Genomic DNA, 23,035 nt, shown 5'->3' on the forward strand with positions numbered 1-23,035 from the left:
CGAGACCATCAAAGGTCCGGCAAAGGAAAAAGCTCCGAATGCAAGGCGCGAAGGTTTCGAGGAGTGAGGCATACTCGTTTGTACGTCACAGCAATCTCAGAACCCGACAAACGCAGCAGACGGACTTTTCTACAAAGCCGGCTACCATCGAACCATGGCGGAAGCCCAGGTCAGCCCCCCGCCGAAGGCCTCGAAGAGAATATGGTCCCCCTCATGCATCCGGCCCGCTGCGACGGCTTCATCAAGAGCGATTGGGATAGATGCCGCGGACGTATTCCCATAACGGTCGAGGTTTACCACGACCTTCTCCATCGGGAGCCCTAATCGTTTGGCCGTGGCGGAGATGATCCTGATATTAGCCTGATGGGGGACAAGAAGATCGACATCCCCACAGGTAAGCCCGTTCGCCTCCACTGCCTCCAGTACCGCCTCTTCAAGGGTTTTTACGGCCACCTTGAAAAGCTCGCTCCCCCGCATCATCAGGTACTCGGCCTCGGTCTGGATCAGCTCCTCGGTAATCGGGTTTCTGGATCCCTTCTTCGCCACCATGAGCATGTCGGCATAAGTCCCGTCGGCATGGAGATGGGTCGAGAGGATCCCTGATTCCCCCTCTTCCCCTTGCAGAAGAACCGCCCCGGCGCCGTCTCCGAAGAGAACACAGGTTGTCCGGTCCCGCCAGTCAAGAATCTTGGAGAACTTCTCGGCACCGATGACAAGTGCCCGTTTCACCGAACCGGCCCGGATAAACTGGTCGGCAATACCGAGACCGTAGATAAAACCGGAACAGGCGGCGGAGATATCGAAGGCCGCGACTCCGCTGATCCCTAAACGGTGCTGAACAATACAGGCGGAGGAGGGAAAGGACATATCGGGTGTGGCCGTTGCCAGAATGATCAGGTCGATCGACGAAGGCGCAATCCCGGTCTTTTCCACCACGGACCGGGCGGCATGAGCGGCCATATCCGAGGTCGTCTCCTCTGTGGCGGCAATCCGTCGCTCCCGGATCCCCGTCCGGGTTCGGATCCATTCATCAGTCGTATCCACCCGTTTTTCCAGGTCGGCATTTGTCAGAACACGATCGGGGAGATAACGCCCGGTTCCGATGATACGGCTTCTCAGCATCACGTTCCTAAGTGGTTTACAAGGGGCTTATTGAAAGATCACAGCGCCGGAGGATCGCATCTCCCGAATGACGCCGTCAAACTGCTGCATGCCGCCGGCGATCTTCTCCGGGATCCCGTGCCTCACACACTCGCCGGCACCCCGAATGCCATTCATGAGGGCCTTGACAGACGATCCGCCGTGGCTGATTATGACATTTCCGTTGATCCCGAGCAAAGGCGCCCCCCCGTACTCCGAATAGTCGAAACGTTTCCTGAAACGGGCAAAGGCCGGAGCAAGCAACGAATAGCCGATCTTCCGCCAACCGCTCGCTTCAATTTCGTCCCGCAGAACGATCCCCATGGCGGATGCAACCCCCTCGCTGATCTTCAGAGCGATATTCCCGACAAAGCCGTCACAGACAATCACGTCCACGTTCCCGTTATAGACATCCCGTCCTTCCACATTCCCGATGAAGTGGATCGGTAACGATTTTAACGTCTTCAGCACCTCCCGGGTCAGTTCCGTCCCCTTCATTTCCTCGGAACCTATGTTCAAAAGACCTACCGACGGGTTCTCCTTGCCGAGGATATGCCGGGCGTAGAGTTCGCCCATAATCGCAAACTGAATCAGATGGTAAGGCCGGGAATCGACATTGGCGCCGACATCAAGAATCAGAGAGACCCCCTTCACGTTCGGCAGCACGGTAGCGATCGCCGGCCGGTCCACACCGGGGACCGTGCGCAGGACGAACTGTGAGGTTGCCATAACGGCGCCGGTGTTGCCTGCACTCAAAAGAGCATCGGCGGCACCTTCCTTGACCAAATTCACGGCAAGACGGATCGATGAATTCTTTTTTTTACGGAGGGCTTCAACGGGAGACTCGTCCATCCGGACAACTTGTTCCGCATGATGGATGGTGATGCCCAGACCGGAGATGCGGTACTGTTCCAACTCCTCTCCGATCTTGGCCTCATCACCCACCAGGATGATCTCGTGTCCGAACTTCCCGGCGGCAAGAACAGCGCCCTCTACCACCCGTTGCGGAGCATAATCTCCGCCCATGGCATCGACGGCAATTTTCAATGGTTCCCCAGAATATTATAAAACGTGAAGGCACAGACGGACTTCTTGCAAAACCGCAAGTGTTATACCTCTTCGACAGCGATGACCTCTCGTCCCTTGTAGTGTCCGCAATTCGGGCAGACATAATGGGGCAGTTTCGGCTCCCGGCATTTCGGGCAGAGCGACAGGGATGCCGTTTTTGCCTTGATATGAGTCCTTCGCTGGTCACGACGCATCTTCGATTTTCTTCGTGTCGGTACGGCCATAATCTTTACCTCTCCTGATCCTTGTTGAGCAGTTCTTTTAATATTGCCAGACGGGGGTCCGTAACCGCCGGCGCACAACCGCACTCGCGGCGATTCCGGTTTTCACCGCATTGCGGGCAGATCCCGCGACAAGCCTCCCGGCACAGGGGCTGAGCAGGAAGAATCTCCGCCACCTGCCCCATGAGCAACTCATCGATATCGATCTCTCCGCCGCTGTAGTACAGGACATCCATCTCGTCGGCAACAAGCTCCACCTCGCCCCGCTGCCGCACTTCGGAGGCCGGACGATATTCCACATCAAAGGCCGCATCTTCCGTAAAACCGAAGGGGGCAAGACAGCGGCCGCATTGCAGGGTCAGCTTCGTCCGGATCTTCCCCGAAACGTTCACCGATTCTTCCACCCGGCTGAAAACGAGATGGGCGCGAATCTTCTCTTCAAAATGCAGATCCGGATCATTGGCAAAGAGCCGGTTCCCGTCCTCTTCCACCTCAACCCGTAATCCCTCCGAAGAGATCTCTCCAATGCAAACCTTCATGTGGATCTTTCCCTTGGACATCAGGGAATATTCATGAAAACAGGGCCTTCGGAAGACGGACCGCCGCCCTCAATAATGTCGTGGCGCATCCCGAAAGACCCTGTCCACTGCTAAAGTTATTTAATATACTGAGTCACCGGAGGAATGTCAAGGGGAAATTTCTCCCGAAAACCACGCCTAACCTCATGTAATCACAAAGAAATCATCAATTTAAGATAAGGATACGGACTCCTTGAGAATGCAGGAATCTATGTGGCGTCGGTATGACGAATGATCTTCCCTTCCACCATGTAGACGACCATCTCCGCTATATTGGTGGCATGATCGGCGATCCGCTCAAGGTACTTGGCAACGAATATGGTATTCGTCGCCCTTGTAATACTCGCCGGATCTTCAATCATATAAGTCAGCAGCTCGCGAAGAATCTGCTTGTTCAACTCATCAATTGCGTCATCCCCGCCGCAGACGGCATAAGCGAGGCGGGTATCGTGATGCACGAACGCATCAAGGGCATCTTTCAACATACGCTGCGCCATCTCGGCCATCCGGGGAATATCGATATAGGGCTTCAACCGGGACTCCCGGTTCAGCTCCAGAGTCCGTTCGGCGATATTAACCGCCTCATCGGCAATCCGCTCGATATCGGTGCTGATCTTCAGAGCCGTGGTCAGGAACCGGAGATCCCGTGCCGCCGGCTGCCGGAGTGCCAGGATCCGGATCGCCAGCTCGTCGATCTCCACCTCCAGACGATCACAGTCCGGGTCCCGGTCGATCACCTCCCCCGCAAGGCCCGAGTCCCTTTTCCGCAACGCCCGGATCGAATCCCGGATCATTTCCTCAGCAAGCCCTCCCATGTAGAGCAGCTTTTCCTTGAGCTGCGACAGATCCTGGTTGAACTGCTGGGAGGTGTGCTGGATATCCATGTAAACTCCTCTGAATTTTCAAGTTTCTCAAGAACGGTTCCCTACCCGAAACGGCCCGTGATATAGTCCTCCGTCCTCTTCTCCCCCGGCCGGGTGAAGATCACATCCGTTTCACCGAATTCTACCAGTTCTCCCATGTAAAAGAAACCGGTATAATCAGAGACGCGGGCCGCCTGCTGCATGTTATGGGTCACAATCACGATTGTGTAGTTGACCTTCAGCTCGTCGATCAGCTCTTCGATCCGGATCGTCGCCACCGGATCGAGCGCGGAACAGGGCTCATCCATCAGAATCACCTCCGGTTCCGTGGCCACCGCCCGGGCGATGCAAAGACGCTGCTGCTGCCCCCCGGAGAGCGCCGTCGCTGATTTCCCGAGCTGGTCTTTGACCTCCTCCCAGAGGGCCGACTGTTTCAGCGCCCGTTCCACCCGGCCATCGAGTTCTCCCCGGTTTCCGATCCCCTTCAGCTTCAGGCCGTAGGCGACGTTGTCATAGATCTTCATCGGAAAGGGGGTGGGCCGCTGAAAGACCATCCCCACCTTCATCCGAAGTTCGATGGGATCTACGGACGGGTCGAGGACATTGACCCCGTCGATGAGGACCTCCCCCGTGGCCCGGTGTCCCCGGTAGAGTTCGAACATCCGGTTGTAGGTCCGGATGTGGGTCGACTTCCCGCACCCGGAGGGACCGATGAAGGCGGTCACCCGGTTTTCGGCGATGTCGAGGGTGTTCCCCCTGAGTACGTGGTGATCCCCGTAGTAGAAATGAAGATCCCTCACGGAGATCTTGATCCTGTCATTCTTCGCGGACAAATTACTTCCTCCTGCCAAGGATGAACCGTGCGCTTACCGTAAAAAGAAGCACGCCGAAAGTGATGAGAAGCGCACCGCCCCATGCCATGGTCTGCCAGTCCTCGTACGGCGACATGGCATAGTTGAAAATCGTCACCGTGAGGTTCGCCATCGGTTCATTTAACGAATGGCTCCAGTACGGACTGTTCAGCGCCGTGAAGAGCAGCGGCGCCGTCTCGCCGGAGACCCGCGCCACGGCGAGCATCACGCCGGTGATGATCCCGGACCCGGCGCCCCGCAGGACTACATCGAAGGTCATCTTCCAGTAGGGAGCGCCCAGGGCCAGGGCCGCCTCCCGCAGATCATCCGGGACGAGCTTGAGCATCTCTTCGGTCGTCCGGGTCACCACGGGAAGCATGATGATCGCGAGCGCAAGGGCCCCGGAATAACCGGAAAAGGACCCCGTCCGGACGACCACAAGGGTGTAGACGAAGATACCGATCACAATGGAGGGTGCACTCATCAAGATATCGGAACAGAAACGAACGGAGACCCCGAAGAGGTTCGTCCGCCCGAACTCCGCCAAGTAGATCCCGGCGAAAATGCCGACGGTAACACCGATCACCGTGGCCAGGGCCGTGATCATAAGCGTCCCGACAATGGCGTTGGCCAGTCCGCCGCCCGGGATCCCCGGCGGCGAGGGGAGTTCGGTGAAGAAGGACCCGTTGATGGCCGGAAGGCCGCGAAGCAGGATCACCGTCAGGATCCACACGAGGGCGACGAGCCCCGTCAGCCCCGCGAAGGCTGAAAAAAGAAATACCGCTCGATTGACCCACCGGCGCACACGGAGGGCATGTCGCAGACTCATCGGCTCCCCTCCTTCCCGGTGATCCGCTTCAGCCAAAGCTGGGATGCCGCCAGAACCAGGAAAGTTATGAGGAAGAGGATCAGCCCTAATTCCACGAGGGAACTGAGATAGACCGGCCCCGATGCCTCGGTGAACTCGTTGGCCAGCGTGGAGGCAATGGTATTCCCTGCGGAGAAGAGTGACAGCGAAAGGGTATGGCTGTTTCCGATCACAAAGGTCACCGCCATGGTCTCACCCAGCGCCCGGCCTAACCCCAAGAAGAGCGCCCCGACAAGCCCCCGCATCCCGTAGGGGATGACGATATCCCGGGTCACCTCCCAGGTGGTACTCCCCATGCCGTAGGCCGACTCCTTCAAAAGATCGGGGACCATGAGAAATATGTCACGCGCAACCGAGGTCAGAAAGGGAAGGATCATCAAGGCCAGGATGATGGCGGCGGTGAGCATCCCGATCCCCATCGGCGGACCTTTGAAAAAGGGGAGGAAACCCGCATGTCTCCCCAACCATGGCTCAACATGATCGGCCATGATCGGGACGAAGATGAAGAGCCCCCACATCCCGTAGATAATGCTCGGAATCGCAGCAAGGAGTTCCACGGCAGTACCTATGACCTTCTGCAGAAAGGGGGGCGCCATCTCTACGAGAAAGAGGGCGATGCCGAGACTTAAGGGGAGAGCGATCATCATGGCAAGGAGAGTGGAAACCACGGTCCCGAAGATCGGCACAAGCGCCCCGAAATCCTGGGTCACCGGATTCCACGCATCGGAAACCAGAAAGTGCCAGCCGAACTTCTCCAGGGAAAGACGGGAGTTTTGCCAGAGTTCAAAGAGAATCCCGGCCATGAGAAGGAGAATCAGGGCGGCGAAGAAGGCCGTGAGAAAACGGAAGAGGGGATCGAGCCTCCCCGCCCGGACGGCCGGGATGGATCCACGATCGACGGATGCGATAGAAGGTTCCGCAGAGAAGACCTCCCGCCGGGAGAGCCGATCACCCCAGGCTTCTACTTCTTTTTCTGCTCTCCGATCCAGACCGGCCATAAGCGACCCTTCACTCCCTCACCTGAAATCTCTCTCCTGTGAGATCATCTGATGAAGAGTAAAAAATATCAGCAACGGGTTGTAGAGGGGACATCTTAAGAAATGGCCCGCACCACTCGTTGAAATTCATATTATGCACTACTTACAATCCCCTCTTTCCCCCTTCAAGAGGGGAAAACCCCGGAAGGGAGGGGGGATTTCCGTACGGCAAAGGGGGCTGCAACTACGGCCAGACACTCTCCCCCCCTGCGCGCAGGCGTTCGCCCCAGCTCTCCTCCATGAGGGATACGACATTGTCCGGCATCGGGACATAGTAGAGTCCAAGCGCTGCATTCCTCCCCTTCCGGTAACACCAGTCGAAGAATTTCAGGAGCGCAACCGCTTTCTCTTTGTCCCGCTGTTCCCTGTGAAGCAGGATGAAGGAGGCGCCGGTAATCGGCCAGCTATCCATCCCCGGCTGGTCGGTCAGGACGAGATAGTACCCTTTCGCACCCGCCCAGTCGGCGTTCGCGGCCGCGGCCCGGAAGCTCTTCCCGGTCGGCTCCACGAAACGACCGGCCCTGTTTTCAAGCGCAACGTGAGTCATCCGGTTCTGCAGGGCATAAGCATATTCCACGTAACCGATGGCGCCCGGGATTCTTTTTACGTACGCGGCCACCCCTTCATTGCCTTTACCGCCGATCCCGGCGGGCCACTGGAGCGCCTTGCCGAAGCCGATCCGCGCATGCCATTCCGGCGCCGTCTTATCAAGGTAGTTGGAAAAGATCCAGGTCGTGCCCGATCCGTCCGAACGGTGAACCACGGTAATTCCCCTTGCCGGGAGATCAAGACCCGGGTTGATCTTCTTCAGGGCGGCATCGTTCCACTGCGTGATCTTTCCGAGGAAGATATCGGCCAGAAGTCCGGGGGTCAGTTTCAGGGCGCCCGGGACGACACCGTCGAGATGCACGACAGGGACCACCCCGCCGACCACCATCGGGAACTGGATCAATCCGGATGACTCGAGTTCCTCCGACTTCAGGGGGGCATCCGATGCGCCGAAATCTACGGAATTCGCCTTGATCTGGCGGATCCCGCCGCCGGAACCGATCGACTGGTAATTAATCCGGACGCCGGTCTCTTTATGATAGAGGTAAGCCCATTTCGCATAGATGGGATAGGGAAAACTCGCCCCGGCGCCGTTTATGGTCTTTGTGCCTGCTGTAACGATTGTCGGCTGACAGAGCAAGACAACCATCAGCACAAGGACGATCACCCGCAACATTCTCATCAGAGTCTTTTGCATCTTTTTTCTCCTCACAGTTTGCATTTTATTTCTCAATTGTTAGAGTTTTGTTAGCAGACGAACTTTTTGTAAAGCCGTCAGTATTCGAGCTGATACACCACCTGCACCCGCCTCTCATTCCCAAGGCGGGTCCCCGGCACAGGGACCTTCCCGCGTCCCGCGGCATCCTTTCCGTACTCCGTCGTTTCATAGGTCAGAAGGACCATATTCCCTCTGTAAATATCGAAGGAAAGACCGGCATCGGTCAGGTCGTATCCACCCTTCGTGGAGATCACACCATCGCGGTCGGGATCCAAACGGTCGTACCGGCCGAAGAGGGCAAGGCGCCGGTCGAAGACGGGAAGTTTTACCCGCCCGAAAATAGAATACCCGGCCGCATCGAGGCTTTGGTTATTTCTACCCACAAGGTCCCCGGCGGCGTTTCCCCTTGTCGTAAAATACTGGGCCGTCACGATCCCCAGTGGATGCTCGTAGCTGACCATCCCGAGACTGACCCGGTAATCGGGAACGTCCCCGCCCGTGGGCGCAACGTTCCCTTTACCATAAACCCCGAACCAGCTCAACTGCAGGCCGGGGAGTACCGAAGGGAGGGGCCGGAGCGTGACCCGCCCTTCCAGGACCTTGTTGTTGTTCTTCTCACCGGCATGATAACCGCCACCGTCATAGAGACCGACATGCCAGCTCCCGAAACGGCCGTCATAATGGCGGTTGCCGGTTTTGGCCCCGGCATCCTCCAGTTTCCCGCCGAAATTCCCCCGGATGCCGACACCGAGATCGGCGGAATTGAATATCCCCGCCCGCTCGACGGCCATGGTCCCCTGTGCCCGGTAGGGATTCACATGCTCCTCGAAATCGAGCCAGGGGATGTGTCCCAGGCCGAGTTCCGCCTTCATGTTCGTCAGCATCCCGAATCCCCGGGGCTTCAGTTCGGCATAGAGATATTTCAGCCTGGTTTTCCAGTCGCCGTTGCTCTCCTGATGAATGTCCGTCGTCATCCGTGCACCGAGCCATGGAAGGATTTTTTTCTTGACCGTAAAGTACCCGCGAGTCAGGGTGAACTTGTTGAAGCTGTCCGACTTGTTACCGGCCGCAGCCGCCCGCCCCGCAGAGTAATCGAAATAGCCAAGCATTCCCACGGAAACGCCCTTGAGACCGGAAGGAAGTTTCACCGCCGCCTCCTTTTCCTCCTCTTTCAACTCCCTTTTGAGTCCTTTTGCTTCTTCGGAGGTGATCACCCCCTTCTTCTTCAGAAGGTCGAGCAGCTTTCCATCGGAATCGGCTCGGACAGGCAGGACTGCCGCAAGCAGAAAGATTGTGGAAATCAACAGGATGGTCTTTCTCATTTTTTTCTCCTTTCATCTCATTATTGTTTGCCATCCATAAACATGGCCGGAAGATAGCCGCCCGATATTAGGATTTGATTAAGAAAGGATTTGAAAAGGGTTAAAAAGGAGAAAGGATATAAATTAAGAGTAAAAGAAAAAACGGGGAAAGAGGATCAGGCAAGGGGGAGGGAAATTGTGAAGGCACTCCCACGGCCGGGGGTACTCTCGACCGTAACCTCCCCGCCGTGGGCCAGGGCGATATGCTTGACGATGGCAAGCCCCAGCCCGGTGCCGCCCGGCTCCCGGCTCCGGTCCCGCTCGACACGGTAGAACCGTTCGAAGATCCGTGGGAGATCTTCCCGCGGGATCCCGGGACCTTCATCGGTGACACAAAGACGGAGATGATCCCCTTCCATCCCCGCTTCAACCCGTACTTTCTTCCCCTCCGGGCTGAACTTGACGGCATTCTCCACAAGATTCCGAAGCGCCTGTTCCAGCAGGCGGCCGTTGATCCGCGCTGAGAGTTCAGGGGGCACCTCATGTTCCAGGATGACCCCCTTTTCCTGTGCGGTCTTGCCGCATGATGCAAGCACCCGCTCCGCAAGGGGTGCAATATCCGTCTCCCCGAGCTTGACCCCCCCCCGCTCCGCCCCCTGTTCGATACGTGACAGCGCCAGCAGATCCTCGATCATGGCAAGAAGCCGGTGACTCTGCCGATGAATCACATCGAGGAACCGTCCCGCATCCTCCGGACGGTCGAGTGCCCCCTCCCGCAGAGTCTCGACGTACCCGGTGATGGAGGTGAGCGGCGTGCGAAGCTCGTGGGAAACGTTGTCGAAAAAGTCCCGCCGGACCTGCTCCAGCCGCTTAATCCGGGTGATATCGTTCAGGACGAAGCACACCATTCTTTGCACCGGAGGAGTCCCGCAGAATCGTGCCGTGCGCCTGGAGAAACTGTTCCCCTCCTGCAAAGATCACCAGTTCCTCCTCCACCGGTCCTCCGCAAGCAATGACCTTGCCGACGAATTCCTGCAGATCGAGGTCCCGGCTGACCTCGGCCAGCGCCTTCCCCCTCGCGATTTCGGCATGTACGCCGAAGAGAGAGGCCGCGGCACGGTTCATGGAAAGGACCCGCCGTTCCATGTCGATGGCAATCACCCCTTCCACCATCGCCGAAAGGAGGGCCTCCTGTTCGTTCCGCTGACGGACGATTGTATCGATCCGTTCCGAAAGCTGTGCAGCCATACTGTTCATGGCCACGGCGAGACTCCCTATGTGCCCGGAATCCGGGACCGGAAGACGGTAGTCGAGTTTTCCTCTGGCAAACTGCTCGGCCCCTTCACGCATCGTCATCAGGGGACGGCTGAGACGGCGATGGATCACGAGGCCCACCCCCGCGGAAAAGAGGGCGATCAGGACAATCCCGACGAATATCCGGTACTTCATGGAGGCGGCGAGATCCTCAAGGGTCGTGACGGGAACGGACGTCCGGACAATCCCGACAATCCGTCCCCCTTTACGCACCGCTTCAGCCCGGTACATCATCCGCTTCCGAAGGGTCCGGCTGAACCGGACCGATTCCCCCGAACCGCGGTCGAACGCTGCCACGACCTCGGGACGCCCGGCATGGTTTTCCATCTTCGCAGGATTTTCATCGGAATCCCCCGCAACGGTTCCATCCGGAAGTATAATCGTGATCCGCGTATCGGTCTTCCTGCCGAGTTCTTTACAGGTCCGGTCCACGGCAACGGGATCCTCCCCCCACCTCCCCTGCATGAGCACCTCGGTGAAACCGGCCCGGGCGGCGAGTTCCCCGGCCGTGCGGTCGAACAGAAAATCCTTCAGGGTGAACATGGCATACCACCCGAAGGCCCCCAGTGCAAGGACCAGGATCAGCAGATAGGCCGGATAAAGATGTCGGATCAGCCGCTTTTCCATTATTCCACCGCCTTCAGACGATACCCTACTCCCCGGACGGTTTCGATCTCCTTCCCGACCGGGCCGAGCTTCTTCCGCAAACCGACAATCTGGACATCAACGGATCGGTCGGTGACCGGATAGTCTTCTCCCCGCACGGCATCAACAATCTGGTAGCGGCTGTAAACCCAGCCGGGCCGCTTCGCCAAGAGATAAAGAATCCGGAACTCCGTCAGGGTCAGGTCAACCCTGCCTCCGTTGACACGAACCTCGTGCCGTCCCGGATCAATGGTCAACGCCCGGATCGCAAGGATCCGGCCCTCCGGAGAAGACTCAGACGGGACGCGGCGCAGTACCGCCCCGATTCGGGACAGGAGCACCTTCGGGCTGAACGGCTTGGTCACATAATCATCAGCGCCAAGGTCAAGACCGTGTATGATCTCCTCTTCATTCCCCTTCGCCGTCAACATTACGATCGGGATAGAGGCGGTCTCAGGATCGGCCCGGAGGAGCCGGCAGACCTCCCGGCCGTCGAGGCCGGGAAGCATGAGGTCGAGGACAACGAGGTCCGGACGGACCTCCCCGGCCCTGACGATCACCTCATCCCCCCGGTCAAGGGAGTCGACCCTGAAGCCCGCCCGTTCCAGGTGATAGCGGACCAGATCACGGATGTCTTTTTCATCATCGACAACGAGAATCCTGCGCGGCTCCATCCTCTCCCTTTCCGCGCCTGCGCCGCAGGCCTTCGCCGTATTCCACCGATTGCAGGAAAAGACCTCCGGGAGGCGCCGTCGGCCCGGCCTTCCTCCTGTCCCGCGCATCGAGGATCTCCTTCACTTTCTCCGGCGGGATCTTCCCCCGCCCCACTTCCACCAGGGTCCCTACGATATTCCTCACCATGTGCTGCAGGAAGGCATCGGCGGAGATGAAGAGCCGTATCCAATCATCTTCCCGGACGACATCCAGCCGATGTATCTCACGCACGGGGTGTTTCGCACAACAGTCGGAAGCCCGGAACGAAGAGAAATCGTGCCTCCCCACGAGACACCTGCCGGCCGTTTCCATCGCCGCCGTATCCAGGGGCCGGTTAATCAGCCAGCAACGATTACGCTCGAAGACGGACGGAAAGGAACGGTTCAGGATCACGTATCGGTATGTCTTGCCGACGGCGCTGAATCGTGCATGAAACTCCAACGGGACCTCTTCGACCTCACGAACCACGATATCATCGGGGAGGAGGGCATTCAAGCCTTTTCGGAACTTGCCGCATGAGATGGGGCAGTCGGCATGGAAGTGTGCGACCTGCCCCTCGGCATGAACCCCGGCGTCGGTCCGTCCCGAAGCAATCACCTTCGGACGAACGCCTGTGAGACGTTCGAGGACGCACTCCACAACTTCCTGGATCGTGAACCCGTTCGGCTGAACCTGCCAGCCGTGGTAGGCTGTCCCCTCATATTCGAGAGTCAATTTCAGGTTACGTGGCATGGCACAAGCTTCCATAATCGAGGGGTAATAAAGATCAAAACATATTGGAGATTCACACAGGAAAGAATCAAACAACGTTCACTGAAAAAGATCCGGGATCTTTCTACTCCGGTTCAGCGGAATAGGCATACTCCGAGGAGTTGACATAGCGATTGATCCCGCGGAAAAGCCCCTGCGCTACCTGTTCCCGGTAGGAACCTCTCCGCAGGCGTTTCTCTTCGGTGGGATTGCTGATGAAGGAAATCTCACTCAAAACACTCGGCATGTGCGCCCCGACGAGGACCACGAATGGAGCGCCCTTGACACCCAGGTTCTTCACCCCCCGGTAATCCCGGCTGAGGTCGGTCACGAGAGCCCCCTGCAGGGTCTCTGCCAGGCGGCTCGACTCCTGGGTCTTGTTGTTGAGCAGAAGATCATTCAGGATCTTCTCCAGATCACTCATTCGGTTTGATGCATAGAAATTTTCCCGAGCGGCGATCCTCTTGGCGCGCTTCGACGCGGCCAGATCGAGAAACCAGGTCTCAACGCCGCTGATGGATCGATTCCGGGCCGCATTGACATGAATCGATATAAAGAGGTCCGCCTTTGCCCTGTTGGCGATGGCCGTCCGTTCTTTCAAGGGAATATAGACATCCCGATCCCGGGTCATGACCACCTGCAGACCGAGCTTCTTCTCAAGCAGTTTCTTCAGACGCAGCCCGACATCAAGCGTGATATCCTTTTCCTTCAGACCGTCCCTGCTGATACAGCCGGGATCCTTCCCGCCGTGCCCCGGATCGATAATTACCTTGGCGATCTTCATCCCGAACTGTTCGGACAGCGAGGGAGAGCCTTCCACCGGATTGTGTGTTTCCTTCTTGAATTTGCTCAATCGTGTCAGAACGGAACCCTCGGCCGCGATATCGAGAACAACACGATCGGGAGAGGTCAGAGAGAAGACGGACACCTTTCGGGGGGTTGTAAAATCAAGGACGACACGAGCCGTTTTCGAATTGTATTGGCCCACGCGTATTCCCTTGAGATTTTTGTCCTCCACGGCAATCGGATTCTTGTTCAGACCAGGGGCCAGGCGTGTATTGCGCAGACTCAGATAAACCCTTTCCGGCCCGGTAAGATGGTGTTGCACAAAATCAGCAGGGCCATCAAGGTCGAGGACCACCCGAACATAGTCTTTGCCGATCCGGTGACGGACCCCGACAAGATGAACCGGCCCCCTATGCGGGGAAGGCGGTTTGACCGCCACCTTCGATTTGCCGGCCGGAGAAACCGGAGCGGAAAGACCGGAGCCCTTTCGGGGGAATCCGGCCGGCCGGGGCAGTTCTGCAAGACGGGCCTTCGCCTTCGACACCATGTCTCCCTTCGGGAACCAGGCCGGAATCTTGGCATAGGCCCGATAGGCCCGTGTCGGGTCTTTCTTGATCTTCCGGTAGATCTCCCCTACAAAATACTGGGCATCATCGGCATAACGGCTCTTCGGATAGTTCTCCGCAAGACGCCGGAAGATCCGCAGGGCCCGGTCCGAATCCCGGATGGCACGGGAACGTCTTCGCAGCTTCAACGTCACCACCCCGGCGTTGTAGAGGGCATCATCGGCACGACGGGAATCGGGATACCGGTCGGCCACGGATTCAAATTCCCGGATGACACGTTCCCACTGGTCCCGATACCTGATCTTTTTCCGGGAGTGAACCAGATGCCGGTAATCGCGTCGCGCTTTTCGGAAGGAATTCTCGGCGGCGCTTTTTGCAAGAACCCCGGCGGGATGGAGAGAGAGTAAAAAAAGGAAGAGGATACAAAAACAAAGATGTCTGCGCGATTTTTTGAAGAATCTGTTCATAATCGACATCTTATCAGATGATAGTTAAACTGAATTTTAAAGGAAAAATAACTAAATGTCAAGTTTTAATCAGGTTTTTTGTTGACGGGAAGGGGACGCCGGTGGAGAAACCGGAGAATCAGGGCTGATCCATAATCGTTGCGATCACCCGTTTCAGCTCCTGAATCTTGACCGGTTTATTGATATATTCGTGGGCGCCCAGCTGCATCGACTTAAGATAGGTTTCGACATCGCCGAAGGCCGTCACCATGATCACCCGTATCCCGGGATTGACCTTCTGGATTTCATCTAAAAGCTGCATTCCGTCCATCTCGGGCATCTTGATATCGGTGATCATGAGATCGAACTTCTTGTTTACCGAGAGGGAGAGTGCTTCCCTCCCGTCTCCGGCTGTTTCCACATAGAACCCCTCCTGCTGAAGGATCTCCGACAAGCCGTCACGGACATGCACTTCATCATCCACAAGCAGGATCGATTTTTTCGTTTCGTGGGCAGGCTGCATGGTGTTTGGGACTTTCACCTGTAATGGATAATACTTGTTTTCTATCACAGAAGGCGGAGATCGTCAAGACAAACGAAATATCCGTGTCGTCACAGAGTGTACCTTCATTATGCTGCTGTGCTATAATGCCGATCATGAAAGAAGCGATGCTCTATCGGAAGCTGGACCATTCCGTTGTCTTGTGTGATCTTTGCGGACACCGTTGCAGGATCAAGCCGGGCAAACGCGGAATCTGCGCTGTGCGGGAGAACCGGGATGGAATGCTCACGTCCATGGTCTACCGGAAGCTCATTGCGCGTTCCGTCGATCCGATCGAAAAGAAACCGCTCTTTCATTTCCTCCCCGGTTCCCTTTCCTATTCCATCGCCACGGTGGGATGCAATTTTCATTGCCGTCATTGCCAGAACGCGGAGATCGCCCAGATGCCTCACGATCGGAACAGAATCTTCGGGGAGGAGATTCCCCCACAGGAGATCGTTCGCCAAGCCGGAGAGATGGGCTGTGCCACCATCGCCTACACCTATACGGAACCGACGATCTTCTTTGAAACCGCGTATGAAACGGCCCGTATGGCACGAAGACAGGGAATCCGGAATGTCTTCGTGAGCAACGGCTACATGACGGAAGAGGCCATCGATTTGATCGCTCCCTACCTGGACGCAGTCAACATCGACCTGAAAGGACGGGAGTCCTTCTACCGGAAAATCTGCGGCGCCCATTTCCAGCCGGTGGTTGACTCAATCCGCCGGATGTATGAACGGGGAATCTGGGTGGAGGTCACCACGCTGGTCATCCCCGGCCTGAACGACGGCGAAGACGAGTTGAGATACATCGCCGATGTTATTGCCGCGATCGATCCCTCTATCCCCTGGCATCTCAGCGCCTTTCATCCGGCCTACCGATTAATGGATCGCCCCCCGACCTCAGCAGAGATCATCCGGAAAGCACGATCCATCGGCAGGAACCGGGGACTACAATATATCTTCGTAGGAAACCTTCCCGGAGAAGATGGGGAAGAAACACTGTGCCCCGGTTGCCGGAAGCAGGTGATCCGTCGTTCCGGCTACCGGATCCTTCAGAACAGCATCAAGAACGGGCTCTGTCCTGCCTGCGGGACAGGCATTGCCGGGGTCTGGAAGTAACGCCGGAGCAGGAGAGGGCGGGAAGACGAAAGACCATGGCACAACCACCGAGGCTCCCCGTTTCTACACTGATCTCCCCACCGTGAAGTTCAACAATCTCCCGGGCGATGGGAAGGCCCAGTCCGGTCCCCTCCTTCGTGACGGAGGATAACTGATAAAACTTCTCAAAAACACGATCCCGGGCCTCTTCCGGAATGCCCGGCCCACTGTCCTCGATCGACACGATCACCCACGGTTTTTCTTCCCGGCATCCTAACCTATTGCACGGATCCGTTTTCACCTCGGCCCGAATCTTTCCCCCTTCCGGAGTAAACTTTACGGCATTGCCGATCAGGTTCGACAACACCTGTCCCAGCCGTTGTTTATCGGCCGAGACATAAGGAAGATCGGGAGCATAGCTTTTCAGAACCTCGATTTTTTTCCGCACCATTGCACCACTGAAAACGGTCAGAAAATAATCGACGACTTCGACAGGATCGACGTCCTCCTTCCGGAGCTGAACAGACCGGCGGTTCTCCATCTTACTCAGATCGAGATAATCATTGATCAGGGCATTCATCCGCTCCGATTCGTCGGCAATCACCCGGAGGAACTCGACCTGGATCTCCTCCTTCTCTTCCCGATAGAGAAGGAGAAGGTCGGTATAGGCCTTAATCGCAGTCAGGGGCGTACGCAGTTCATGGGAGAGGGTATCAAAGAACTCCGTCCGGATCCGTACCTGTTCCCGAAGTTCCCTGATCTCCTCTTCAGGAGAGACCGAAACATCCTTACGGAACGCTTCCGCGGTCCGCTCTCCATCGCGGGAACGGACCTCCCGGCCCGGATCGTTTTTCAGACCTGACCTGTACATACAGGACCCTTTTACAAGCTATATGATTTCGTTTCAACGTCAGGAGATTAAAACAGTTCCTTTCCCCTTTTCGGCAGAAAAGGACTCCAACTTGAGCCGGGAGAAACAATCACCCTGTAACCTCCTGTATTTCTACAGATTCTTTGTTACGCTTAAAAAGAAATTCGAAGAATGTCCACAGTCGGGACCGGTCCCGTTTTCTGAAAGTTTCCCGTCACTGGCCGGATCTCTCATCTTCTGATATACTTTTCCCAGAAATACAGAAACTTCCCCAAGACGATGCGGATGAACCCGTGTCGCGAAAGGGAAACATTTTCCGGAGGGAAAGGAGGTATCGGTTATGGTAACAAAAATCTGTTCCGAACATACCCTCGACTGCAGGGAGATGGCATGCTCTGAGGTACTGGCAAAGCTGAAAGGCACGATGTCCGAGATGAAGCAGGGGGAGGTCGTGGAGGTATTCACCACCGATGTCTGTACCGAATATGATCTTCCGAACTGGGTACAGCGAAAGGGCAGCGAGCTGATTGCACAGGAACATGTGACGGTTTTTCACATTCGGAAGCAGTAAGGGACGAAAAAGGGGCCGGATTCAGCAACACCGGGAAGGGAGCTCAGGCCTGCCCCTTGCAAGAAACGCGTTCGTCATCATGCCGGGAGGCGGGAGGTTCGATAAAACGAAGAATCTCTTCGGCTTTCCGGGTGAGGGGCATCCGGGCCAGACTTTTCAGAAAATACTTCCCATAGGCCTTGGTATGGATTCTTCTGTCAAGAATGGAGAGGACGCCCCGGTCATTTCCGCTTCGGATCAACCGGCCGAACCCCTGTTTCAGGGCAATCGCCGCCTCGGGAAGCTGGTAGTCGTAAAAGGGGTTTCCGCCTCCTTTTCGCACGGCTTCGATCCGGGCCGCCACGACAGGATCCTGGGGCGCGGCAAAGGGAAGTTTGTCGACAATCACACAGGAGAGGGCCTCTCCCCGGACATCGATTCCCTGCCAGAAAGAACGGGTGGCAAAGAGAACCGACGCCGTGTCCTCCCGAAAATCATGAAGCAGTTCTTCACGTGAAGCCTCCCCCTGTTTGAGCAGCCGGTATTTCATTTTCCCTTGCAAAAGTTGATAAACGGCATCGAGGTTCCGGTTGCTGGTAAAGAGGACAAAGGCGCGCCCCCGCGTCCGTTCAAGAATTTTTTCAATCTCCCCGGCCGCCTCCCGGTCGAAATCACTCCCCCGCGGCTCACATTTCATCTGCGGAAGATAAAGAAGAGCCTGAGAGGCATAATCAAAGGGGGACGGCAGTGCAAGCTCCACCGCGTCACTCAAACCAAGCCGCCTTTTTATGTAGTCGAAACTCCCGCCCGCCGTCAAGGTGGCCGATGTGAGAACCGCACAGTCGGCGGGAGAGAAGATTTTCTCCTGCAGCTCCTTTGAAACATCAATAGGTGAGGCATGGAGGAAGACCCCTTTACCCCGGATCTCGCACCAGTAAACCTGCTGATAGTCCCGGCCATCGAGAATAAACTTCAACTCCTCATGGATCTCTTCACTTCTCCTGCGGCAGGAGGCAAGCTCTTCCTGTTTCTCCACAAAGGGGCGAAGCTCTTTCTGCAGTCCATGCAGACCGTGCAGGAGATCTTCTCCCCGGCCGGACTGCTTTTCCGTCCGTTTCTCCGGGACCATACGGAATCGATCCCCGCCGCTGAGAAAGGTGGAAAAGAATTCTTTTGCCAGAGCTTCCACCTTTTCGCAGAGCGCCTCCACCTTTTTCTTTCCCCGTGCACGTCCCATCCGTTTCAATCCCTGCCGGATGTCGCGGATCAGTTCTTCCAGACGGTAGTTGCTGACCTGAAGACCTAAATGATGGGTCGCCACCTCCTCGATCAGGTGAGCTTCATCAAAGATGACGCCCTCATAATCGGGGATCACCTCCCCGGCCCCCTTTTCCCGGATTTTTAGATCGGCAAAAAAGAGATGATGGTTGACAATCACAAGATCGGCCCGGGCGGCCTGCCGCCGCATCACCGTGATAAAGCAACGGTCCAGATCGGGACATTGCCCTCCCTGACAGGCCTCCCGCTGTGAATTGACCTGTTTCCAGAGGGACGAGGTCTCCTGCATCCCGGACAATTCAGCGACATCACCGGTCGTCGTCTTGTCCACCCAGGACTTCAGCGCTGCAAATCGTTCCCGGTCTCCGGGATCAATCAAAAGAGGAAACGCCTTGAATTGATGATAACGATTCCAGCAAAGATAATTACTGCGCCCTTTCATATAGGCGGCCAGAAAGGGCTTCCCAAGCAGATCCCGGAGGAGAGGAAGATCCTTGTAGAAAAGCTGCTCCTGCAATGCCTTGGTGCCGGTGGAGATCACCACCTTCCGGCCGGAAAGGACAGCCGGGACCAGATAGGCAAGGGTCTTCCCCGTCCCGGTCCCCGCTTCGACGAGGACATGCCGTCCCTGTCGGAATCCCTCCATCACCGTTTCACTCATCTTCAACTGCTGGGAGCGAAACTCATACCCCGGCAACTTTCGTGACAGAACCCCGCCGGGGCCGAAAATTCCATCAGGATGTATCTCTTCGTTCATTTTTCCTCCTGCAAACAGGCGCATCATAACACAGGGAGAGGAGGCGCTGCAAGAATGGAGAATCGCTTGATATTCCAGACGTGATTCGTTACAGTACACTGCAAAAAAAGGGAGAATGCCTTGGCCGGAACGGCAGGCAAGGAGAACCGTAAGAGCTGAAGGAGGAAAAGATGAACGGAAAAATTGGAGGAACTCTTTTTACATTGATCCTTTGCCTTTTGCTGGTCGGGAACGGCTGTAGCAAAAAGGGCTCGGAATCCGCTTCGGACACTCCAAAAGCAGCGTCGGAACGGCACGCATCCACCCTACCGACAGTGGGAGACCTTGAACAAGGCACGAAAGATGTTCAAAGCCTGATCCGGCAGGGAAACAGCGACATGGATGCCCACCGCTACCTGGATGCGGTCAATGCCTATACCCGGACGCTGGAGATCATCCCGGAAGATGTCGATGTCCGAATCGACATGGGAACTTGCTACCGAAAGATGGGAAAACCGGAAAAGGCGGTGCAGGCCTACCGCAAAGCCCTGAGCTATCAGCCGGACCACCCCAACGGACTGGCCAATCTCGGGGTGGTCCTGGCCTACGATCTTAAAGATCCGGCCGGTGCCGTAAAAGTCTGGGAGAAATTTCTCTCTCTTTATCCGAATCACCCCATGGCCGCCTCGATCCGGCAGGAGGTCCGAAGGATCCGAAGGATCCGCATAGGCAAAAACACGAAGAACAAATCGTGAGGAAACCGAATAAAAACCATTTAAAACCTCGTCAGAAGATGGGCGCTCCCCCTACCCCGCCTCTTCCGGCTCATCTTCAAGTTCGCCGAGCTGTTCCACCGTCTCCGCGGCCGGCAGCTCCTGCACGCGGTTGAGTTTCCGCCCGATATTCCGGGTCTTCCGTGCCGCCTCCTCGATCGTGTTGCTTGCCTCCTGCAATTTCTTCTGCGTCTTTTCGAGGATATAACCGAACTTGCCGAACTCCGTCTTCACGGCACCGAGAAGTACCCAAACCTCACTGGATCTTTTTTCGATCGCAAGGGTACGGAATCCCATCTGGAGACTGTTGATCAGAGCCGACAAAGTCGTGGGACCGGTCACCGTGATCCGGTACTTCCGCTGGAGCGTATCAAAAAGACCGGGACGATTGAGTACCTCGGCATACAACCCCTCCGTGGGGAGAAACATGATTGCAAAATCGGTGGTATAGGGCGGATCAAGATATTTCTCCCGGATATCCCTGGCGCTCTTCTTGATCCGTATCTCCAACTGTTTCGCCGCGTCCTCCACCCCGGCGGCATCGGCCCGCTCCCGAGCATCAAGGAGACGATCGTAATCCTCCCGCGGGAACTTCGCATCCAGAGGGAGCCAAACCTCATGGCCTGCGTCCTCCCCCTTTCCGGGAAGTTTGACGGCAAACTCCACCCGTTCCTTGCCTTTCTTCTTCGTGGCCACATTCCGTGCAAACTGATCCGGTGTCAGGAGTTCTTCGAGGATCGTCCCGAGTTGAATCTCTCCCCAGGTCCCCCGGGTCTTCACATGGGTCAGAACTCGTTTGAGATCCCCGACACCGGCGGCAAGGGTCTGCATCTCCCCCAGCCCCTGGTGAACCTTCTCCAGCCGTTCACTCACAAACTTAAAGGACTCCCCCAAACGTTTTTCGAGCGTCTCATGGAGTTTCTCATCCACCGTCGCCCGCATCTGTTCCAGCTTCAGACTGTTTTCTTCCTGCAGCCCCTGAAACTTCGTTTCCAGAGATTCCCGCAATCGTTCCAACTTCTGCTCACTGCTCTGTGTCAGATGAGCCAACTGGTTGGCAAAGGTATCGAGCTGGTTCTTCTGGAGTTGTGCAATCTCCGACATCCGGGTGAGGAGGGATTCGCCGGAGATACGAACGGAACGGCTCAATTCCTCCCGGCTTTGCTGTGCATGGATCCCCGTCTCTTCCCGGTTCCGGGAAATTTCCTCCTTGAAGGTCCGTTCAATCCGCTCCTGGTTCTTTTCCAGGTCGGCAAAGCGATGTTCCTGCAACGACCGTGCCCCGCGCCCCCGGAGGAAAACCAGGACCAGGATGACGCTATTCACCCCAACGAGCAGAAGGAGCAAAAGGAAAAAGAAATAATCAGGCATTCGCACCCCCTGTAAGGAGGGCCTCAAGCCGTAACCTTGCCTCCTCCTGATCCTCGGGAATTTTCTCCTGCACCTGCTCCAGAATCTCCATCCCCTCCTGTTTCCACCCCTTCTTCAGATAGACCTCCCCGATTCGGAGGAGATAGGTCCACCGGTTTTCCGGGTCGAGATAGAGAGCGTTGTTCAACAGCCCCAAGGCGATCTCCGGATCGTGCCCCTCCGCCAGATGAAGATCGGCAAGCCGTTGCATATCCCGTGCATTGTTCCCGTATTCCACCGCCTCCGAAAAATGCTCAATCGCCTGTTTGCGGTCTCCGGCAGCCACAGCCCATTCTCCCAACCGGCTGTGAATCTCGGGAAACTCGGGATCGACTTCCAGGACCGCCCGGTATCTCTCCAGGGAGCGTTCCATGTCGCCGGCCTTCAGGTGGATGTCGCCCATCATGAGAAAGGCGCCGATCTCATCAGGATGGGCCTCCAAGAGACGATCCAGAACGGAAAGGGCCTCTTCCCCCTGCTCCCTTTCGTGCAGGGCCGACGCAAAAACATACCCCAGTTCCAGGTCTTTCGGGTCGGACTCCCAGGCCCGGCGGAGAGACGCAACAGCCCGTTCCGATTCCCCCAGAAAAAGGAGAGCCCGTCCCATTTCCTTGTGAAGGATCGGATGATCCGGATGTGCTTGCAGAGCCTTTTCATAGCAGGAAATTGCCTTCGAAAAATCTTCGAGATTGGTGTAGGCATAGGCCAGGGCAAAATCCTCTCCCAGGGCACGGTAAGCCTCCGCCCGGTCCGGATCCAGAGTATGCACCAGGATCTCGAAATAATCCTTAGGATCCCCCTCGAAAACGGCCGCCTCATGATCGGAGGAACACTGCCCGCCCGGACAGTAGTTCTCATCCACGAAGAGGCGCTCCACCGACAAAGGAGGTGCGGAGTTCGGCGCCTCGCGGGAGAGCTTTTCTTCCACCCGTTCCCGGTCCGACTCCTCCTCGAAGAGGGAGAGCGCCAGATGATACCGTTCAACAGCTTCATCCGCCATACCGGAATCGTACAAGCGGTCCCCTTCCGCTTCATGACTTCGGGCCAGATGCGCCGTCACCTCGGCAAGTTTTCGTTCCACCTCCTCCAGAAGGGGGGCATCTTTCTTCCCGATCTTTTTAAGAAGACGTCCAAGGAGGAGACGCGCATCACCCCATTGCCCGGCGGCAATATGCTCCTCCGCCCGGTTCAGATCTTTTTCGGGACTTCCACCAAAGATGGATCTCAGAAACGACATTCAGATTCTCTCCTTTCCCCCGGCCACTACGGCAGGCATCATACAGTAAATCAGGTATATCAAGGAGGTTTTCGAAAGTCAATGGAGACCCGGAGACATTTCGGCACCTGCTTCGAAAACG

23 protein-coding genes are annotated in these 23,035 nt (G+C 56.6%); 3 read left to right on the forward strand and 20 right to left on the reverse strand.

The window, feature by feature from the left end:
• Positions 1–141: 141 nt before the first annotated feature.
• From GXP58_01020 to GXP58_01095, 16 genes are all read right to left on the reverse strand, one after another.
• Positions 142–1,122 carry a ketoacyl-ACP synthase III gene (locus tag GXP58_01020; GenBank protein NOY52184.1) on the reverse strand — a complete coding sequence of 327 codons (981 nt, stop codon included), beginning with the start codon at positions 1,120–1,122 and terminating at the stop codon, positions 142–144.
• A gap of 27 nt (positions 1,123–1,149) precedes the next feature.
• Entirely contained in the window at positions 1,150–2,187 is a 1,038-nt protein-coding gene (gene plsX / locus GXP58_01025; protein NOY52185.1) for a phosphate acyltransferase PlsX, read from the reverse strand.
• 62 nt (positions 2,188–2,249) lie between these two features.
• Positions 2,250–2,432, reverse strand: coding sequence for a 50S ribosomal protein L32 (rpmF, locus tag GXP58_01030; protein ID NOY52186.1), 183 nt, complete (start codon positions 2,430–2,432; stop codon positions 2,250–2,252).
• 5 nt (positions 2,433–2,437) lie between these two features.
• Positions 2,438–2,968, reverse strand: coding sequence for a DUF177 domain-containing protein (locus GXP58_01035; protein NOY52187.1), 531 nt, complete (start codon positions 2,966–2,968; stop codon positions 2,438–2,440).
• A 248-nt stretch (positions 2,969–3,216) separates the two neighbouring features.
• On the reverse strand, positions 3,217–3,891 hold the full coding sequence (gene phoU, locus GXP58_01040; protein ID NOY52188.1) for a phosphate signaling complex protein PhoU: 675 nt from the start codon (positions 3,889–3,891) through the stop codon (positions 3,217–3,219).
• Positions 3,892–3,932: 41 nt separating this feature from the next.
• Positions 3,933–4,721: a phosphate ABC transporter ATP-binding protein PstB gene (pstB, locus tag GXP58_01045; GenBank protein ID NOY52189.1), complete on the reverse strand. Its 789-nt coding sequence runs from the start codon at positions 4,719–4,721 to the stop codon at positions 3,933–3,935.
• Entirely contained in the window at positions 4,705–5,550 is an 846-nt protein-coding gene (pstA, locus tag GXP58_01050) for a phosphate ABC transporter permease PstA (protein NOY52190.1), read from the reverse strand. The genes pstB and pstA overlap by 17 nt, the downstream gene beginning before the upstream one ends.
• A complete protein-coding gene (gene pstC, locus GXP58_01055) occupies positions 5,547–6,587 on the reverse strand; it encodes a phosphate ABC transporter permease subunit PstC (GenBank protein NOY52191.1) in 1,041 nt (346 codons plus the stop codon). Before pstC ends, pstA begins: the two co-directional genes overlap by 4 nt.
• Before the next feature lie 223 nt (positions 6,588–6,810).
• Complete coding sequence (gene pstS / locus GXP58_01060) at positions 6,811–7,872, reverse strand: phosphate ABC transporter substrate-binding protein PstS (protein NOY52192.1); 1,062 nt, start codon at positions 7,870–7,872, stop codon at positions 6,811–6,813.
• 77 nt (positions 7,873–7,949) lie between these two features.
• On the reverse strand, positions 7,950–9,215 hold the full coding sequence (locus tag GXP58_01065; GenBank protein ID NOY52193.1) for a hypothetical protein: 1,266 nt from the start codon (positions 9,213–9,215) through the stop codon (positions 7,950–7,952).
• A gap of 155 nt (positions 9,216–9,370) precedes the next feature.
• On the reverse strand, positions 9,371–10,102 hold the full coding sequence (locus GXP58_01070) for a hypothetical protein (protein NOY52194.1): 732 nt from the start codon (positions 10,100–10,102) through the stop codon (positions 9,371–9,373).
• A complete protein-coding gene (locus GXP58_01075; protein NOY52195.1) occupies positions 10,065–11,135 on the reverse strand; it encodes a cell wall metabolism sensor histidine kinase WalK in 1,071 nt (356 codons plus the stop codon). The genes GXP58_01070 and GXP58_01075 overlap by 38 nt, the downstream gene beginning before the upstream one ends.
• Positions 11,135–11,827 (reverse strand): response regulator transcription factor, encoded by a 693-nt coding sequence (locus GXP58_01080; protein ID NOY52196.1) that lies wholly within the window; start codon positions 11,825–11,827, stop codon positions 11,135–11,137. The genes GXP58_01075 and GXP58_01080 overlap by 1 nt, the downstream gene beginning before the upstream one ends.
• Positions 11,796–12,599, reverse strand: coding sequence for a tRNA pseudouridine(38-40) synthase TruA (gene truA / locus GXP58_01085; GenBank protein ID NOY52197.1), 804 nt, complete (start codon positions 12,597–12,599; stop codon positions 11,796–11,798). The genes GXP58_01080 and truA overlap by 32 nt, the downstream gene beginning before the upstream one ends.
• 103 nt (positions 12,600–12,702) lie before the next feature.
• Positions 12,703–14,436 carry an AMIN domain-containing protein gene (locus GXP58_01090; GenBank protein ID NOY52198.1) on the reverse strand — a complete coding sequence of 578 codons (1,734 nt, stop codon included), beginning with the start codon at positions 14,434–14,436 and terminating at the stop codon, positions 12,703–12,705.
• Positions 14,437–14,554: 118 nt separating this feature from the next.
• Entirely contained in the window at positions 14,555–14,938 is a 384-nt protein-coding gene (locus GXP58_01095) for a response regulator (protein NOY52199.1), read from the reverse strand.
• A 134-nt stretch (positions 14,939–15,072) separates the two neighbouring features.
• On the opposite strand from GXP58_01095, the gene amrS reads away from it, so the two are divergent.
• The gene (gene amrS, locus GXP58_01100) at positions 15,073–16,080 is read left to right on the forward strand and encodes an AmmeMemoRadiSam system radical SAM enzyme (GenBank protein NOY52200.1); all 1,008 of its coding nucleotides are present in this window, start codon (positions 15,073–15,075) and stop codon (positions 16,078–16,080) included.
• Here amrS and GXP58_01105 read toward each other — a convergent pair.
• The gene (locus GXP58_01105; GenBank protein ID NOY52201.1) at positions 16,025–16,930 is read right to left on the reverse strand and encodes a HAMP domain-containing histidine kinase; all 906 of its coding nucleotides are present in this window, start codon (positions 16,928–16,930) and stop codon (positions 16,025–16,027) included. The genes amrS and GXP58_01105 overlap by 56 nt on opposite strands.
• A 340-nt stretch (positions 16,931–17,270) precedes the next feature.
• Here GXP58_01105 and GXP58_01110 point away from each other — a divergent pair, with 340 nt between their 5' ends.
• Positions 17,271–17,501 carry a sulfurtransferase TusA family protein gene (locus GXP58_01110; GenBank protein ID NOY52202.1) on the forward strand — a complete coding sequence of 77 codons (231 nt, stop codon included), beginning with the start codon at positions 17,271–17,273 and terminating at the stop codon, positions 17,499–17,501.
• Positions 17,502–17,544: 43 nt separating this feature from the next.
• Here GXP58_01110 and GXP58_01115 read toward each other — a convergent pair whose 3' ends face one another.
• Positions 17,545–19,515: a DEAD/DEAH box helicase gene (locus GXP58_01115; GenBank protein NOY52203.1), complete on the reverse strand. Its 1,971-nt coding sequence runs from the start codon at positions 19,513–19,515 to the stop codon at positions 17,545–17,547.
• A gap of 170 nt (positions 19,516–19,685) precedes the next feature.
• Here GXP58_01115 and GXP58_01120 point away from each other — a divergent pair, with 170 nt between their 5' ends.
• Positions 19,686–20,249 carry a tetratricopeptide repeat protein gene (locus GXP58_01120; protein ID NOY52204.1) on the forward strand — a complete coding sequence of 188 codons (564 nt, stop codon included), beginning with the start codon at positions 19,686–19,688 and terminating at the stop codon, positions 20,247–20,249.
• A 51-nt stretch (positions 20,250–20,300) separates the two neighbouring features.
• Here GXP58_01120 and rmuC read toward each other — a convergent pair whose 3' ends face one another.
• Both rmuC and GXP58_01130 read right to left on the reverse strand, forming a co-directional pair.
• A complete protein-coding gene (gene rmuC / locus GXP58_01125; GenBank protein NOY52205.1) occupies positions 20,301–21,638 on the reverse strand; it encodes a DNA recombination protein RmuC in 1,338 nt (445 codons plus the stop codon).
• Positions 21,631–22,914, reverse strand: coding sequence for a tetratricopeptide repeat protein (locus GXP58_01130; protein ID NOY52206.1), 1,284 nt, complete (start codon positions 22,912–22,914; stop codon positions 21,631–21,633). The genes rmuC and GXP58_01130 overlap by 8 nt, the downstream gene beginning before the upstream one ends.
• Positions 22,915–23,035 lie beyond the last annotated feature (121 nt).

This window comes from Deltaproteobacteria bacterium, assembly GCA_013151235.1.
Classification (GTDB): domain Bacteria; phylum CG2-30-53-67; class CG2-30-53-67; order CG2-30-53-67; family CG2-30-53-67; genus JAADIO01.